This window comes from Streptomyces sp. GC420 (assembly GCF_009916105.1).
Taxonomy (GTDB): domain Bacteria; phylum Actinomycetota; class Actinomycetes; order Streptomycetales; family Streptomycetaceae; genus Streptomyces.
In genome coordinates this window covers 1-15,693 of sequence record NZ_JAAAXQ010000185.1, presented here as the reverse complement: position 1 = coordinate 15,693, position 15,693 = coordinate 1, and the positions used below count along the sequence as shown (strand labels likewise).

12 protein-coding genes are annotated in these 15,693 nt (G+C 71.6%); 6 read left to right on the top strand and 6 right to left on the bottom strand.

Features of this window, described 5'->3' with window-relative positions; all coding sequences use genetic code 11:
• Positions 1–103: acyl-CoA dehydrogenase family protein (locus GUY61_RS22040; protein ID WP_166630724.1), on the top strand; the 103-nt coding region annotated here is incomplete at its 5' end.
• Positions 104–247: 144 nt separating this feature from the next.
• Here GUY61_RS22040 and GUY61_RS22035 read toward each other — a convergent pair.
• Entirely contained in the window at positions 248–1,492 is a 1,245-nt protein-coding gene (locus GUY61_RS22035; RefSeq protein ID WP_166631953.1) for an LCP family protein, read from the bottom strand.
• A gap of 119 nt (positions 1,493–1,611) precedes the next feature.
• Between GUY61_RS22035 and GUY61_RS22030 the strand changes: the two genes are divergently transcribed.
• Positions 1,612–2,151 carry an acyl-CoA thioesterase gene (locus tag GUY61_RS22030; RefSeq protein ID WP_166631952.1) on the top strand — a complete coding sequence of 180 codons (540 nt, stop codon included), beginning with the start codon at positions 1,612–1,614 and terminating at the stop codon, positions 2,149–2,151.
• A 12-nt stretch (positions 2,152–2,163) separates the two neighbouring features.
• Here the strand turns inward: GUY61_RS22030 and GUY61_RS22025 are convergent, their stop codons facing one another.
• Complete coding sequence (locus tag GUY61_RS22025) at positions 2,164–3,531, bottom strand: LCP family protein (RefSeq protein WP_166631954.1); 1,368 nt, start codon at positions 3,529–3,531, stop codon at positions 2,164–2,166.
• A 246-nt stretch (positions 3,532–3,777) separates the two neighbouring features.
• On the opposite strand from GUY61_RS22025, the gene GUY61_RS22020 reads away from it, so the two are divergent.
• Entirely contained in the window at positions 3,778–4,803 is a 1,026-nt protein-coding gene (locus tag GUY61_RS22020; protein WP_166631951.1) for a glycosyltransferase family 2 protein, read from the top strand.
• A gap of 128 nt (positions 4,804–4,931) precedes the next feature.
• Here the strand turns inward: GUY61_RS22020 and GUY61_RS22015 are convergent, their stop codons facing one another.
• The 4 genes from GUY61_RS22015 to GUY61_RS22000 all read right to left on the bottom strand — a co-directional run bounded on the left by GUY61_RS22015 (position 4,932) and on the right by GUY61_RS22000 (position 11,008).
• Entirely contained in the window at positions 4,932–6,635 is a 1,704-nt protein-coding gene (locus GUY61_RS22015; RefSeq protein WP_166631950.1) for an LCP family protein, read from the bottom strand.
• Between the two features lie 25 nt (positions 6,636–6,660).
• Entirely contained in the window at positions 6,661–8,403 is a 1,743-nt protein-coding gene (locus tag GUY61_RS22010; protein WP_166631949.1) for an LCP family protein, read from the bottom strand.
• 260 nt (positions 8,404–8,663) lie between these two features.
• Positions 8,664–10,067 (bottom strand): LCP family protein, encoded by a 1,404-nt coding sequence (locus tag GUY61_RS22005; protein WP_398956431.1) that lies wholly within the window; start codon positions 10,065–10,067, stop codon positions 8,664–8,666.
• 188 nt (positions 10,068–10,255) lie between these two features.
• Entirely contained in the window at positions 10,256–11,008 is a 753-nt protein-coding gene (locus GUY61_RS22000) for a TIGR03089 family protein (protein ID WP_166631947.1), read from the bottom strand.
• A gap of 127 nt (positions 11,009–11,135) precedes the next feature.
• Between GUY61_RS22000 and GUY61_RS21995 the strand changes: the two genes are divergently transcribed.
• The 3 genes from GUY61_RS21995 (at position 11,136) to GUY61_RS21985 (ending at position 15,627) form a co-directional block, all read left to right on the top strand.
• Positions 11,136–12,680, top strand: a complete 1,545-nt coding sequence (locus tag GUY61_RS21995; protein WP_166631946.1) for a peptidoglycan recognition protein — start codon at positions 11,136–11,138, stop codon at positions 12,678–12,680.
• Between the two features lie 75 nt (positions 12,681–12,755).
• Positions 12,756–13,838 (top strand): NDP-sugar synthase, encoded by a 1,083-nt coding sequence (locus GUY61_RS21990; RefSeq protein WP_166631945.1) that lies wholly within the window; start codon positions 12,756–12,758, stop codon positions 13,836–13,838.
• 796 nt (positions 13,839–14,634) lie between these two features.
• On the top strand, positions 14,635–15,627 hold the full coding sequence (locus GUY61_RS21985; protein WP_166631944.1) for a DNA-3-methyladenine glycosylase: 993 nt from the start codon (positions 14,635–14,637) through the stop codon (positions 15,625–15,627).
• Positions 15,628–15,693 lie beyond the last annotated feature (66 nt).

The window sequence follows — 15,693 nt, the reverse complement described above, 5'->3', positions numbered from 1 at the left end:
TGACTACCCGGTCGAGCGGATGATGCGCGACGCCAAGATCACCCAGATCTACGAGGGCACCAACCAGGTCCAGCGCGTCGTCATGGCCCGCAACCTGCCGTAACGGACCCGCGAACCCGACGGACCGGCGAACCCGACGGACCCGCAGCACACGCGGCACCACGCGGCACACGCACGGTGCCGTCAACGGCCGGGGCCGGGGGTTCCCATGAACCCCCGGCCCCGGCCGTCTCGCGTCCGCGCGGCCTCAGTCGCCCGTGACCGTGACCTTCTCGTCGGCCTTCAGCTCCTGCACCAGCTGCTTGACCTTGGCCTTGTCCCAGACCAGGTTGCCGCCCGCGCTGCCCGATATGGGCATGTTCATCGACGTGCCGTCGCCGCCCGTCACGCCCTTCATCGCCCAGAACATGTCGGCCAGGTCGATCAGGCCCATGTCCTTGTCGACGATCAGGGTGTCCAGGCCCGCGCTCATGGTCGGGTAGAGCCTGAACGGGTTGAGCACGGTCGACGGTGTCGCGGCCTCGTTGGCGAGGGCCGCGAGGAACTTCTGCTGGTTCTTCGTACGGTCCAGGTCGGCGCGCGCGAACGCGTAACGGGTACGGACGAAGGCCAGCGCCTCCTGGCCGTTCAGGGTCTGCTTGCCCTTCTTGAAGTCGGCGCCGGACTTGGAGTCCTTGAAGGCCTTCGGGATGTCGATCTCGACGCCGCCGACCGCGTCAACGATGTTCGCGAAGCCCGCGAAACCGATCTCCACGTAGTGGTCGATGCGCAGCCCGGTGTTGAACTCGACGGTCCTGACGAGGAGTTCGGGGCCGTCCTCGGCGTACGCGGCGTTCAGCTTCACCTGCCGGCCGGTGCCCTCGTAGAGCTTGCCCGACTCGGAGCCCTTGAAGGACGGGATCTCGACGTTGGAGTCGCGAGGCAGCGAGATCAGCGTGGAGCCGTTGTCGCCGGTGTGCAGGATCATCATCGAGTCGGTGCGCTTGCCCTCGGCGGACCCGGTGTGGAGCTCCTTCTTCTCCTCGTCGGTCATGCCCTCACGGCTGTCCGAGCCCACGATGAGGTAGTTGGTGCCCTCGCCGGCCTCGGGCCGCTCGATCACCTTGGACAGGTCGACCTCGCGCCTGAGTTTGGAGTCGGCCCAGAAGTACGTGCCGATGCTCCACGCCAGGAAGACGACGCCGAACACCAGCGCGCCGATCTTCAGGCGCCGGCGCCAGTCCGGCGGCCCGTCGGCGCCGCGCCCCCGGGACGGGCCCGCGGGACCGCCGCCGTAGACCTGGCCCGTGTTGTAGCCGTCGGAGTGGCCCGGTGCGGCACCGTACGGATCGTCGTACCCGCGCTGCTGCGCGGGCACGGAGGGCGGCGAGACCGTGCCGCCGCCGCGCTGCACGTGCCGCATCACACGGGCGCCCTCAGGCTGCGTGCTCGCGCTGCCGCGCCCGTAACGATCATTGCCGTCGTCGGTCCACCCGTTGGGCCAGTCATTCATGCGGACCAGTGTGCAGTGCGGGGACGTATGTCTTACAGGCTGTGTGGAAAATCGCATCAACGCTGTTGCTGAACCCCGACAATCCGGACGCATCCGGGGCCCGGCATAAGGTGGAGGACATGACAGAGCAGCCTGAGCAGCCGATTCCGGGCAAGCCCACCTCGGCGTCCCGCACCACCTTGAGCCACATCATGACCCACAACGACACCAACCTCCTCGGGACGGTGCACGGAGGTGTGATCATGAAACTGGTGGACGACGCCGCGGGCGCCGTCGCGGGCAGGCACTCGGGCGGACCCGCCGTCACCGCGTCCATGGACGAGATGGTCTTCCTGGAGCCCGTGCGCGTCGGTGACCTGGTGCATGTGAAGGCACAGGTCAACTGGACCGGCCGGTCCTCCATGGAGGTCGGGGTGCGGGTCACGGCGGAACGCTGGAACAAGTCCGATCCCGCCGCGCAGGTCGGCAGCGCCTATCTCGTCTTCGCGGCCGTCGACGCCGACGGCCGCCCGCGCCCCGTGCCGCCCGTCCTCCCCGAGACCGAGCAGGACAAGCGGCGCTACCAGGAGGCCCAGATCCGGCGCACCCACCGGCTGGCCAGGCGGCGTGCCATCAAGGAACTGCGGGAGAAGCGCGCCGCCGAGGGCTTCGGGGACTGACGGCCCCGGCCGTCAGCGGCACACCTCCTTGTCGCCGGTGGTCACGCCGAGCCGGTTCCCGCCGGTCACCCCGGCCCGTACGGGCGTCACCCTCCGGAACGCCGAGCCGACCGTCACCGTGAGCGTCGGGCCCGTCCCCGGCACCGCGCGCAGTTCGCTGCCGGGCAGCGCCGCCAGCAGCGCTCTCGCCGAACGCTTCCAGCGCGGGTCGTACGCGATGACGGTGCGCCGCGCCCCCTGCTCCCGGGCCGTCCGCGGGGTCCGGGTCGTGTCGAAGCCCGTCGCCCGGAGCTGGCGGTCCACCCTGCCGCCCAGACCCGGGATCGAGGTGCCGTTCTCGACCCGCACCCGGATCTCGCGGGGCGCCACGTCCACGGTCTTCCCCCGCGGCGCGCGCGGCCGGCCGGCGGTGGCCAGCGGCCGGTCCTCGCGCACCGCCTCGAAAAGCCTCTCCGCCCCGTCCTCGTCCCACCTCAGGGTCGAGCCGATGCCCCGGACCGGCTGGGCCGTCCTCTCGGTGGGGACCGAGACGAACTCCGAGGAGGCTGGGGAGAAGCCGCGCAGGGCGCGGGCGAGGTCCAGCACCTGCCGCGCACCGAAGCCGCGGTCGGCGCGCACCGCGTCCAGCAGCGTCGTCGACACCTCCTTGAACGTCACCGGGTTGAGCAGCACCCCGCTGCCGGTGGCCCTGTCCATCAGCGCCGCGAGGAAGCGCTGCTGGCGCTGCATCCGGCTCAGGTCGGCAGTTCCGTCGATGTGCCGGGAGCGCACGTAGCGCAGGGCGTCGCCACCGCGCAGCAGATGGCGGCCGGGGGCGAGGTCCAGGCCGGTGTGCGAGTCCCGCAGCGGGCGGGCCGTGCAGATCTCCACCCCGCCCAGGACGTCGACTGCCCGCATGAAACTGACGAAGTCGATCTCCAGGTAGTGGTCGATCTTCACCTTCGTCATGCTCTCCACGGTCCGTACCGTGAGGCTCGGCCCGCCCTCCGCGTAGGCGGCGTTGAGCTTCACCGGGTGCGCGCCGTGACGCCGGCCGGTCGACCGGTCCGTGTGGGCGGGCAGCTCGGCGTAGGAGTCGCGCGGCAGGCTCACCACGCTCGCCCGTTCCCGGTCCCCGGACAGGTGCAGCAGCATCACCGTGTCGGTGCAGTTGCAGGGTGCCCCGCCCAGCCGGTACGCGCGCCGGTCCTCGGCGCCGACCTTGTCCCGTCCGTCGGTGCCGACCAGCAGGATGTTCATTCCCCGGCCGTGGTCGGGGCGGTTCTTCATGTCCCTGAAGGCGTCCACGCGGTCGATCCCGGTGTCCATGCCGGACAGCGTGGCGTGCCCGATCGCGCCCGCGCCCAGGACCAGTACGGAGACGGCGGTGACCACCCGCATGCCCCAGGGCGGCCGCTGCGACCGCCGCCGGTCCGCGCGGGCCCGCGGTCGGGGACGCGGCCGGCGGGCGGCCGGGTCGGGGCGGCGGGACGGTCGGTGCGGGCGGTGCGGTGCGGTCACGCGGGACTCCTCCGCAGGCGGGGAAGGGGATCGCGTAGCACCGTAGGCCGATACGATCTCCAGCCCGGCGCAGCCACTCGGGTGGCGAGCGTCGCCGTCCCCCGTTCGCGGTAACGTGAGGCCACCATGAACGCCACGCCCGTATCTGTGATCATGCCGGTGCTCAATGAGGAACGGCATCTCCGCAACTCCGTCCACCACATCCTCCGGCAGGAGTACGACGGCGAGATGGAGGTCGTGATCGCCCTCGGCCCCTCGACGGACCGCACCGACGAGATCGCCGCGGAACTGGTCGCCGAGAACGCCGCGAACCCGCGAGCCCGGGTGCACACGGTCCCGAATCCCACGGGCCGCACCCCCGCCGCGCTGAACGCCGCCATCAAGGCCTCGCGTCATCCGGTCGTGGTGCGGGTCGACGGCCACGGCATGCTCTCGCCCGACTACATCGCGACCGCCGTCCGCCTCCTGGAGGAGACCGGCGCGCAGAACGTCGGCGGCATCATGCACGCCGAGGGCGAGAACGACTGGGAGCGCGCGGTCGCCGCCGCCATGACCTCGAAGATCGGCGTCGGGAACGCGGCCTTCCACACGGGCGGCGCGGCGGGCCCGGCCGAGACGGTGTACCTGGGTGTCTTCCGCCGCGAGGCGCTGGAGCAGCAGGGCGGCTACAACGAGGAGTTCATCCGCGCCCAGGACTGGGAGCTGAACTTCCGCATCCGTGAGGCGGGGGGCCTGATCTGGTTCTCGCCCGAGCTGAAGGTCTCCTACCGGCCGCGCCCGAGCGTCCGGGCCCTCGCCAAGCAGTACAAGGACTACGGGCGCTGGCGGCATGTCGTCGCCCGCTTCCACGCCGGGTCGATCAACCTGCGCTACCTCGCCCCGCCTGCCGCCGTCTGCGCCATCGCCGCCGGCCTGGTGGCGGGCGTCGCGCTCACCCCCTGGGCGCTGCTGGTCCCCGGTGGCTACCTCGCGGCGATCACCCTCGGCTCCATACCGGCGGGCAAGGGACTGGGCCTGAAGGCCCGGCTGCGGATCCCGGTGGCGCTGGCGACGATGCACATGTCGTGGGGGTACGGCTTCCTCACCAGCCCGCGTTCGCTGGCGAAGAAGGTCATCGCGAGCCGCAGGCCGGCGGTCGGGGCCACGGCGTAACGGCGTACCGGCGGCGGGCAGGCACGAACGGTCGGGCGCCGAAGCGGTCGGGCACGAGGAAGCGGCCCGGGACGGTGCACACACCGTCCCGGGCCGCTCCTTTCGCCGTGCGGGGTTCCCGGCCACCGCTACCAGGTGAAGTCCGGGTTGACCTCCATGCAGGCGTCCTCCTTGGCACCGTTGAGGGCACGCGCCGACTCGGGCGTCGTGTTGTCCTCCTCGGTCTTCGGGTACTTGTCGCCGGTGGTCCAGTCGGTGCCCACGACCAGCGTGATCTGCGTGACGTCGGTCGATTTCCTCACCGAGCTCAGCGGCAGTCCGATCGCCTTGGCCACGGCCTGTGCGTCACCCTCGAGTTCGGCGCTCGGGTAGCTGATGGTGGTGGTCTCCTGGGACAGCAGTGCCGTCGGGTCCGCGACGGCCTTGGTGAATCCCTCGGCCACCAGCGCCTGGGCCACGGAGTTGGCCCGGCCACCGGTCGATCCGGTGCTCGTCCGCGTGCCGTTCTGCACGAGCACGCCGATCTCCTCCGCCGCCGCGGCCTTGTCCTCGGAGGCCGTGGCCGCAGGCTTTTTCTTCTTCTTGTCCTTGCCGTCGAGCGCGATGTCCTCACGGATCAGCCGGAACAGCTGCTCCGCCTCGCCCGGCTTGGGCTCCACCTTGCCGGTGAGCCCCGGAATGGTGGAGTACTGGTTCGGCATGGTGGTCATGGTGATCCGCGAAGAAGGCACCTTCTTCAGCTCGTCGCCGAGGTCGATCAGCTTTCCGATGGTGTCCAGGCCCTCGTCGACGGTCAGCGCGTCGGTGGCGGCCTCGGCGAGCTTGCGCAGCTTGTTCGGGTTGGACAGGGAGGCGTTCGCCTTGAGCTGGCGCACCATCGAGTTCATGTACATGTGCTGGGCGTGGGTGCGGGCGAGGTCGCTGCTGTCCTCGAATCCGTAGCGGGTGCGCAGCCACTGCAGGGCCTGCTCGCCCTTGACCGGGGTGGTGCCCTTCTCCAGTTTGAGGCCGGAGCCCTTGCCGTCGGAGGTGTGCGAGTAGATGTTGGCGTCCACACAGACCGGCACGCCGCCGACGGCGTCGGCCATGGACACCACGCCCGCGAAGTCGACCATCATGAAGTGGTCGATGGTGATGCCGGTCAGCTCGTACCAGGTCGCCACCGTGCAGCCGGGCCCGCCGCGGCCGAGCGTCTCGTTCGTCAGCCTCCGGCCCTCGGTGGCCGGGTACTCCTCACCGGTCTTCGGGTCGGTGCACTTGGGGATCTTCACCAGCGTGTCGCGCGGCATGCTGACCACGGAGATGTTGCTGCGGTCCGCCGAGAGGTGGAGCAGCATCTGCACGTCGGCGAGCGGCGGGGCGCCGAAGGTGTCCTTCGCGCCGCCGAGCTTCTGGTTCTCCTTCGAGTCCCGCGCGTCGGAGCCGATGAGGAGGATGTTGATCGGTGTCTGGCCCGCGGCGTTGGCCTTGTGGTCGGCCATCTCCTTGTCGCCGAGGGTCAGCTTGTCCTTCTTGATCTGGTCGTTCAAGTGGTCGTAGTAGAGGTATCCGGCACCCGCGGTGCCGAGTATGACCAGCGAGACGGTTATCGCCGCCCAGCGCAGTGCCCGCCTGCCCCGACCCGCTCCCGTGCCGCCGTGCCGGCGTCCCCCGCCCGCCGGGCCCTGGCCGCTGCCGGGGCCTTGCCGTGCGGTCCGTCTCGCCGACGTGCTCTCCTCGTACGATCCGTCCTGCCGGCCGGTGTCACCGGCCTGTGGCGCATGTTCGCGCGCCCCTTCCCCCCGAATGGCACTGTGCTGCGTCAACGGGCCCCTCCCCTGGGTGTTCCGCATGGAGCCAAGGCCCTTTGCACGGGCTTCACTTGGCGCACACTTGCTTGTCGGCCTCGACCTTCTGGACGCCCTCCGGCAGCTTCGTCGGCGCGGTGAGCGGAGTTCCCGGTTCCTGGAAGTCGGGACCGAGTGTGAGCAGCATCGGCTCGAACTCACCGGCGTCCGCGGAGGCCGGCTTCAGCGCCGATCCGGGAAGGCCCATGATGTCCGCGAGTCGCCGTGCCTGGTCGGCTTGGTTGGGTCCGTAGACGAGGCGGGTCTTCTTCACTTCGGCGGCCGCGTTGCCGCCGTTCTCCGACTTCAGGACGCCTTCTTCGTTCTGAAGCCATGCCAGTGTGGTCTGGGCCGAGCCGGCCTTGGCACCGCCGTTGACGACCTTGACACGGACGTCGGCGGCGTCGGCCTTCGGACCCTTGAGCCTGGCCGCCTCCGCGTCCTTCTTCGCCGCGTCCTGCTTCTTCTTCACCTCGGTGAGCGAGACGTCGTCCTTGACCATCGAGAAGAGCTGCGGAGCCCTCGTCTCGTCGAGGACCACGGTGGCTTTCACGACCTCGGCCGGATTGTCCAGCACGGGGATGGTGGCGAAGCTGATGTTCTTCGTGTCGACCTTGTTGAGCTCCATGGCCAGGTCGCGCAGCTTGCCGATGTCCTTCAGCGTGGAGTCGACGGTCAGTGCCTCGGTGGCGGCCTCGGCCAGGTTCCACATCTTCTTCGGGTCGGTCAGGGTGTCGTCCGACTTCATCCTGCGCATCAGCGAGCTCAGGAACTGCTGCTGCGTCTTTATGCGGTCGAGGTCTCCGGAGTTTCCGAAGCTCTTCCGGGTGCGTACGAAGGCGAGTGCCTGCTCGCCCTGGATGGTGTGCTCACCCTCGGACAGCTTGAGCTTGGAGTCCGGGTCGTCGATGTCCTTGGCCAGGCAGACCTTGACGCCGCCGACGGCGGTGGTCAGGGTCTTCACCGCGTTGAAGTCGGCCACCATGAAGTGGTCGATCTTGATTCCGGTGAGCTCGGTCACCGTTCGCATCGTGCAGCTCGGCGTGCGCCCGTACTGCCCGAGACTGTTGTTGAACCTCTTGCCCGGTGTGCCCGGAATGACCTTCGTCGAGCCGTCCTCCTGCGCGGTCGGGCAGTCCGGGATGTCGGTGATGAGGTCGCGGGGGATGCTCATCGCGGTGGCGTTCGTACGGTCCTTGGACACGTGCAGCAGGATCGTGGTGTCGGCGTGCCCCGGGCTGTTCCTGTCGCCGTATCCGTCGTTGCCGGCGCCGGTGCGCTTGTCCGTGCCGATCAGCAGCACGTTGACGGCGCGGTCCTTGCTGAAGCCGCCGGTTCCCGCCCCGTCGTCGGGGATCGTCCGGATGTTCCCGGTGAAGTGCTTGTAGACGGCGTACGCGCCGACCGACCCGCCGACCACGACAAAGGCCAGGACGCCGCCGGTCCACATCAGCGCCTTGGACTTCTTCGACCTCTCCGGCCTGCGCTTGCGGCGGCCCGCCGGTCCCTGCCGCTCCGGGGAGGAACCGGAAACCGTCCTTCTGCGCTGCGGTGGGACTTCGGGCCTGCGGGTCCCGGAAGCGCGCCGCCCGGATCCGCTCCCTGTGCCCGCCCCAGGTGTGTCGGGGGCGGAGGGCGCCGCGGCGGCCCGGGACCGTGCCTGGTGATGCGCTCCGGAAGGGATTGGTCGCAGTTCGTAATCGCCGGTCGCCGGGTTGAGTACCCACTGGTCCGCGGGATCGATGTCGTCCCGCCCACGGCCTTGCGTGTTCACGATTGCCTGAGTCCTCCGTCGCCGGCGCGGGTGCCTTCCCCCTCGAGGCGCCCGCTCAGCCGCTGGGTCGGCCGATCCAGCAGTGCGTGACTGGAAGTCGACCGCACCGGGCCGCTCACACTATCCGCCAAGTCCGGCGTCGAGCGACAGCGGTGATGCATTCCACTCCCCCCTACAACCGGGCAATCCGCCTAATCCCTCGCCTCTGCCGTAACGGCTTTGGCGTGGCTTTACTCATTTCTCATCAATCGATCACAGGTCTATTCACACGTCGCGGGCGCCGCCGTGGTTCCGCGGAAGGTCGGGGGAGGGCTGCTGGCCGGCGAGTCGGGCTCGGCGCTCTCGGCCCGGCCGCTCTCATCCTCGTCGCCCTTCTCCTCGTCCCCCTCCCTGGTCCCGTCCGGTGAGACCCGCAGGGGCGCGTCCTCCCGCAGCAGCTCGAACAGTTCGTCCGCCTCGGGCTGGACGAGTTCATCGCGATTCGGGTCATTCGCGTACGGTTGCCGCGGAACCGTCAGGAACTGCACATTGTCCGTGGGGATGTCGCGGACCCGGCGCACCAACTCGTAGAGGTCCCTGAGCGAGTTCAGCCCCGGATCCGTGGTGAGCGAGGACGTCGCCGCGTCCAGCACGGGATACAGCCGCGCCGGATTGAGCAGTACGCCGTTGCTCTGCACCTTGTCGACGAGGGCGCCCAGGAACTGCTGCTGCCGGTCCATGCGTTCGGTGTCGCTGCCGCGGCCGATGGACTTGCGGGCCCGTACGTAGCCGAGCGCCTGCTCGCCGTCGAGGGTCTGCTCGCCCGCCGGGAGCTTCAGGTGCGCGTCCTTGTCGTCGACCGGCTCCTTGAGGCAGATCCGTACGCCGTCCACCGCGTCGACCATCTTCTTGAAGCCCTTGAAGTCGACCACCATGTGGTGGTCGATGCGGATGTCCGTGAGCTTCTCGACGGTGCGGATCGTGCAGGAGGCGCCCGCGAACTGGTACGCCCAGTTGAACTGCGCGAACCTGGCCTCGGTCCGGTCCCCGCCCTTCCGGGTGCAGGCGGGTATGTCAACCATCAGATCCCGGGGGATGCTCACGGCGGTCGCGCTCTCCCGGTCGGCGGACAGGTGGAGCAGGATCGTCGTGTCCGAGCGCTGCGATCCGCCGTCCTGCCCGTACTTGTCGTTGCCCTTGCCCTCGCGGGTGTCGGAGCCGATCAGCAGGATGTTCTGCGCGCTGCGGACGACCGGGGTCGGCCGCTCCTTCTCGTACTTCTCCAGCTCCCGGGCCGTGTACTCGTCGGTGGTGATGTTGCTGTCGAGCTTCTTGTACAGAGACCAGCCCACACCGGCGGCCGCCAGGACGACGACGGCCGCGCCGAGCGCCGTCCAGCGCACCCAGTGCCGTTTGTGCGGGGCGCCGCCCGTGGCTCCGGCCGAGTCGTCCCCGGCTCCGTCGCCGTCGTTGCCGCCCCTGCCCCCGTCCGAGGCCTCCGCGCGGCCGCTCTCTTCGTTGCTGTTGCTGTTGCTGCCGGTGCCGGTGCCGGTGGAGGCGGCCGGCGCGCACTCTTCCTTCTCCGTCGCGGTCCCCGTCGTCCCCTCGGGCTCAGGCGTTCCGGTCGGCGGCTCGTCCTCGTCCGGCTGCTCCGGTTCGGCGGGCGTGCCTGCGCTGTCGGTCACGTCTGCGTCCATCCCTCTGTACGGGTCGGCGGCGCGCTGGGCCACCGGTCACATGGGCAGACGGCTGAACCCTGCGCAAGGTTGTGCTCACCCCCGATCATCCCGCGCTCCGGCCCGCGCGGCCCCTGCTCCCGGAGTGCCGGTGGGCCGGACGGGTGGCCGTGCACGGGTGCCCCGCCGGAGCCGGGCTAGACCGCCGTACGGGTGACGCGCTCGCTCTCGATCCGCTTCTCCAGGCCGCCCTCGCCCAGCTGCCCCAGGTTGCGGCAGAGCACGACGGAGCCCCCGGCGGCGAGCGGCGCGTACAGCCCGGCCGACAGGCCGTCCCAGCTGTCGTACCCAAGCCCCGACAGCAGCCGCGCCCCGCCGCCTAGCCCGAGCCGATCCGCGTCCTGCCGGGAGCGCGCCACCAGCTCGGTGCCCGTCAGCGCGAGGCCGCCGACGACCAGGGCGGGAGCGTCCGGATCCACCGGGGCGTACGGGGCGAAACGGTCGCCCTGGCTCGGCACCTCGACCGCGTAGTCGGCGAAGCCGGCCGGTGGCTGCGGGAAGCGGCCGCCCAGCGGGCGCAGCGCGAGGGCCACCCGCTCGCCACCGCAGGCCCGCGCCTCCTCGAGCGAGTCGGGCCCGCAGACCACCACGTCCGCGTCCGCGGGGGTGCCGCCCACGTCCGCTACCACGCCCACCGAGGAACAGGCGAGCAGCCACACGGCCGTCTGCCAGTGCGCCGGCAGCAGCAGGGCCAGCCGGTCGCCGGGGCCTGCGGAGAGGTCGCCCTGAAGGAGGTTGGCGGTCTTGGCCACCCAATTGGCGAAGGTGGCGACGGAAAGTTCGACGCGTTCGCCCGTGGCGTCGTCGTAGAAGGTCACCAAAGGGCGGGCCGGGTCCGCGGCGAGCGCGGATCGCAGCAGGTCGGCGGGGGTGCGGTCGGTGGCGTTCACCTGCGCAAGAGTACGCCGCCCAGGACTCGCGGGCGGGCCCTCCCCGGGCCGCCGGGGCGCCGATCCGGCGGACCTGCCGTCAGTTCTCCCGTGGCGTACGGGCCGAGGTCCGTCCAGCATTCCCTCTATGCGTCGATTTATCGCCACATCGATCGGTGTCGCGTGCACGGCCGCTCTCGCTCTTCCGCTGACCGGCTCGTCGCCCGCCGTCGCCGCCCCCAGCCCAGAAGACCCCTCCGTACCGGGCAGCACCCGATCGCTGCCTCTGGACCCGCCCTCCGACCGGATACTCGGCGCGGTGGGCGAAAGGAGCCTGATACGCCGCGAGATCGAGCCGTTCTCACTTGTCGGCGTCGTCTGGGACGACGCCTCCGCCGAACTCCACGGCACCGTCCAGGTGCGCACCCGCGCGACCGGCACGGGAACCTGGTCCGACTGGCAGGACCTCCAGACGCACAACGGTGAGCACGCCGCCGACCCCGACACCGCCGAGGGCCGCTCCGGCCGGGCCCGCGGCAGCACGGCCCCGCTGTGGGTCGGCGACTCGGACGGCATCGAGGTCCGGGTACGGGCACAGCGCGCGGGCGGCGACTCCCGCCGCTCGGCCACCCCGTCCCCCGCGCTCCCGGCGGGCCTGCGCGTCGAACTCGTCGACCCGGGCGACGGACCATCCCGGCCCGAGGCCGAGGCCGAGTCCGGGTCCGAGTTCGGGTCCGAGTCCCGGTCTCAGGCCCGGGCCCGGGGCCCGCGGACGGCGGCCCTCGCCGCGCTGCCAGAAGAACCCCTGGAACTGCCCGAACTCGACGAGGAGGAGACCCTGGCCGACGCGATCGCCGTCACCGGGGGCCAGGTTCTCGGCGCCGCGGCGCAGAACGCGGCCGAGGACGCCGAGGACGCCGCCGAGGTCACCGCGGAGAGCGCCGTCGAGACGGTCGCGGCAATCGGCGCCGGCACACTCGCCGGGGACGCCGTGGGTGCCGTGACCGCCGTCGCCGGGGCGCTCACCGGCGGCTCACCAGGGGGTGTCGTGCAGGCGGGCGCCACGCTGACGGGCGCCGCGGCGGGCCCGTACATCGGACCGCGCCCGCGCATCGTCACCCGCAAGGGGTGGGGTGCCGACGAGTCGCTGCGCGAGGGCTCCTTCGTCTACACCAGCAAGATCAAGGCCGCCTTCGTCCACCACAGTGCCACCGGCAACAACTACACCTGCGCGCAGGCGCCCTCGGTCCTCCGTGGTATCTACCGCTACCACGTCGTGAGCATGGGCTGGCGCGACTTCGGCTACAACTTCGCCGTCGACAAGTGCGGAAACATCTACGAAGGCCGGGCCGGGGGAGTGGCCGAGCCCGTACTGGGCGCGCACACCCTCGGTTTCAATGCCAACAGCATGGGCATCGCCGTCCTCGGGACCTATTCGGATTCCACGCCGTCGACGTCGGCCGTCACCGCTGTCGCCCGGCTGACCGCGTGGAAGCTCGGCCTGCACGGAGCCAATCCCAAGGGCACGACGACACTGACGTCCGGTGGAAACAAGTACCCGAAGGGAACCAAAGTCAGACTCAACGTCATCTCCGGGCACCGGGACGGCTTCGCCACCGAATGCCCGGGGAGCCGCCTCTACAGCAAGCTCGGTACGACCCGGACCGAGTCCGCCGGCCTCCAAGGCAGATGAATCGGGGACATATCAACACAGTCTGCATACACTGGCCGCCACTCGACCGGCCCCAGCAGGAAGCGAAGACAACAGGTGACAGAAGCCATCCTCCTGGTCGGCGGCAAGGGCACCCGGCTGCGCCCGCTGACGGTGCACACGCCCAAGCCCATGGTCCCGGCGGCGGGGGTCCCGTTCCTCACCCACCAGCTGGCACGGGCGCGAGCGGCAGGCGTGGAACACGTCGTGCTCGCCACCTCGTACCTCGCGGAGGTCTTCGAGCCGTACTTCGGTGACGGCTCGTCGCTCGGACTGCACCTGGAGTACGTCACCGAGAGGGAGCCGCTCGGCACCGGCGGAGCGATCCGCAATGTCGCCGGGCGGCTCCACTCGGGGCCCGGCGACCCCGTCCTCGTCTTCAACGGCGACATCCTGACCGGCCTCGACATCGAGGCACTCGTCGCCACCCACCGCACGTCCGGCGCCGACGTGTCCCTGCACCTGACGCGTGTTCAGGACCCGCGAGCCTTCGGCCTGGTACCCACGGACGGCACCGGACGGGTCACCGCCTTCCTGGAGAAGCCGCAGACGCCCGAGGAGATCGTCACCGACCAGATCAACGCGGGCGCGTACGTCTTCAACCGTTCTGTGATCGACTCCATCCCCACCGGCCGCCCGGTCTCGGTGGAGCGTGAGACCTTCCCCGACCTGCTTGCCGCGGGCGCCCATCTGCGGGGCATGGTCGACTCCACGTACTGGCTGGACCTCGGCACGCCGCAGGCCTTCGTCCGCGGGTCCGCCGACCTCGTCATGGGCCGGGCGCCCTCCCCGGCGGTGCCCGGCCGGTGCGGGGACCGGCTGGTCCTGCCGGACGCGCAGGTCGCGGCGGACGCGAAGCTGAGCGAGGGCACGGTCGTCGGCTCCGGCGCAGTCATCCACGAGGGCGCCCGCGTCAGCGGCTCCGCGATCCTCGACGGAGCGGTCGTCGGGCCGGGCGCGGTCATCACCGACTCCCTCGTCGGCGCGGGCGCCCGCATCGGGGCCCGTAGCGTCGTGTCGGACGCCGTCATCGGCGACGGCGCCCAGGTCGGCGCGGACAACGAACTGCGCTCCGGCGTCCGCGTCTGGTGCGACGCGGTCATCCCCGCGGCCTCGATCCGCTTCTCCTCCGACCAGTGAACGCCGCTCCACCGCGGCAGCCCGGACTCCCCGCCCGCCCCGCGCGGCGGCCCGGCCCCGTACGCGTGTCCGCCGCGACGCGGGGGCCGTCGCCGGGCCTCGCGTCCGCGCGGCTCCTTCGCGGCCGGCGCCGCCTTCTGCCCGCCGCGCGGGCAGCGTGACGTCAGCCTTGCCTCCAGCGCCGGCGCATGTGCGGCCGCCGTCTGTCCCGATCCCGGGACCGTCGGGCTGTGTCTGGCCGCCGGGTCCCGGGCTCGGGTCCCGGGCTCGGGTCTCTGCCGTCGGGACGGGTGCCGGGTCCCGCCTGCCGCGCGGGCGCGCGGCGGCGCCGGGCACTCGGGGCGGGTACGTGCGTCCGCCCCGATCCGGCGGCCGTCCGGCCGGGGCGGGCGGCCGAGCTTCCGGTCGGTGCGGTGGGCCCGCGGGGCATCGGGGCTCAGTTCTGCTGTTCTCTCCACGGCCGGTGCCGCGGTCTGCTTGGCGCGCGGGCGTCTGACGTCCACACTGCCCCAGCGTCGGCGCGTGCGCAGCCGCCGTCCGTCACCGGCCCGGAGCTGTCCGCCCCGGCCCGGTGGCCGTGGACCCTGGGTGCCCCGCAGTCCGGTCCGGTCTCGGCCGGGGAGAGCGGCCCGGTAGATCCGACCGCCCGGAGGCGGGTGAGGAAGCCGCCCGGCGTCCAGCTCCGTGAGCTGTGCCCGGCACCGGGTCGGCATCCGGCACCCGGCACCGGGCCGACGCCGGCCCGGGTCGGGCCCGAGCGGGACCCGCACCGTCACCGGGCCCTAGGCTCTTGCGCGTGGCAGGCCGATTCGCACCCCAGCGCCCCACCCGCACCACCGTGCGCGGCGGCCATGTCCCCGTGCCCAGGACAGCGGCCCCGGGCAGGACCGCCACCCGCACCTGGATCCCGCCCGGGCCGTTCGACCTCGGCCTGGTGCTGGGGCCGCTGCGCCGCGGGCCCGGCGACCCGACCTTCCGCACGACCCCGGACGGCTCGGTGTGGCGGGCCACCCGCACCCCCGCGGGCCCCGGCACCCTCAGGGTTGCCGTCCGTTCCGGCACGGTGGAGGCGCAGGCATGGGGTCCGGGCGCGGACTGGCTGCTGGACCGGCTTCCGGAGCTGCTGGGCGCGCTCGACGAACCGGAGGCCTTCGAGCCGCGGCACCGGCTCGTGCACGAGTCGGCGCGCCGCCGCCCCGGGCTGCGGCTGCTGCGCACCGGACTGGTCCTGGAGTCGCTGATCCCCTCGATCCTGGAGCAGAAGGTCACCGCGGACGAGGCGTACCGCGCCTGGCGGCTGCTGGTGCGCCAGTACGGTGTGCCCGCTCCCGGCCCCGCGGAGCGGATGCACGTCATGCCCGAGCCGGGCACCTGGCGGATGATCCCCTCCTGGGAGTGGCATCGCGCGGGCGTCGACAACAAGCGCGCCTCGACGATCCTGCGGGCGGTCCGGGTCGCGTCCCGGCTGGAGGAGGCGGCCTCGATGGACGAGGAGGCCGCGATGCGTCGCCTCCAACTGGTGCCGGGCATCGGCCCCTGGACGGCCGCCGAGACGGTGCAGCGCTCCAACGGCGCCGTGGACGCGGTGACCGTCGGCGACCTGCATCTGCCCGGCATCATCGGTTACGCCTTGGTGGGTGACCGCGACGCCGACGACGAGGCGATGCTGGAACTGCTGGCCCCGTACGCGGGCCAGCGCCACCGCGCCGCCCGCTACATCCTGCTCAGCGGCCGTACTCCGCCGCGCCGGCACCCGAAGATGCCGCGCGGCGACATCGCCAAGTGGTGAGCCGGTGGCTGGTGAGCCGGTTCGCCGGTGGCTGGTGAGCCGCCCGACCCGGCTGCCCCCTGCGCC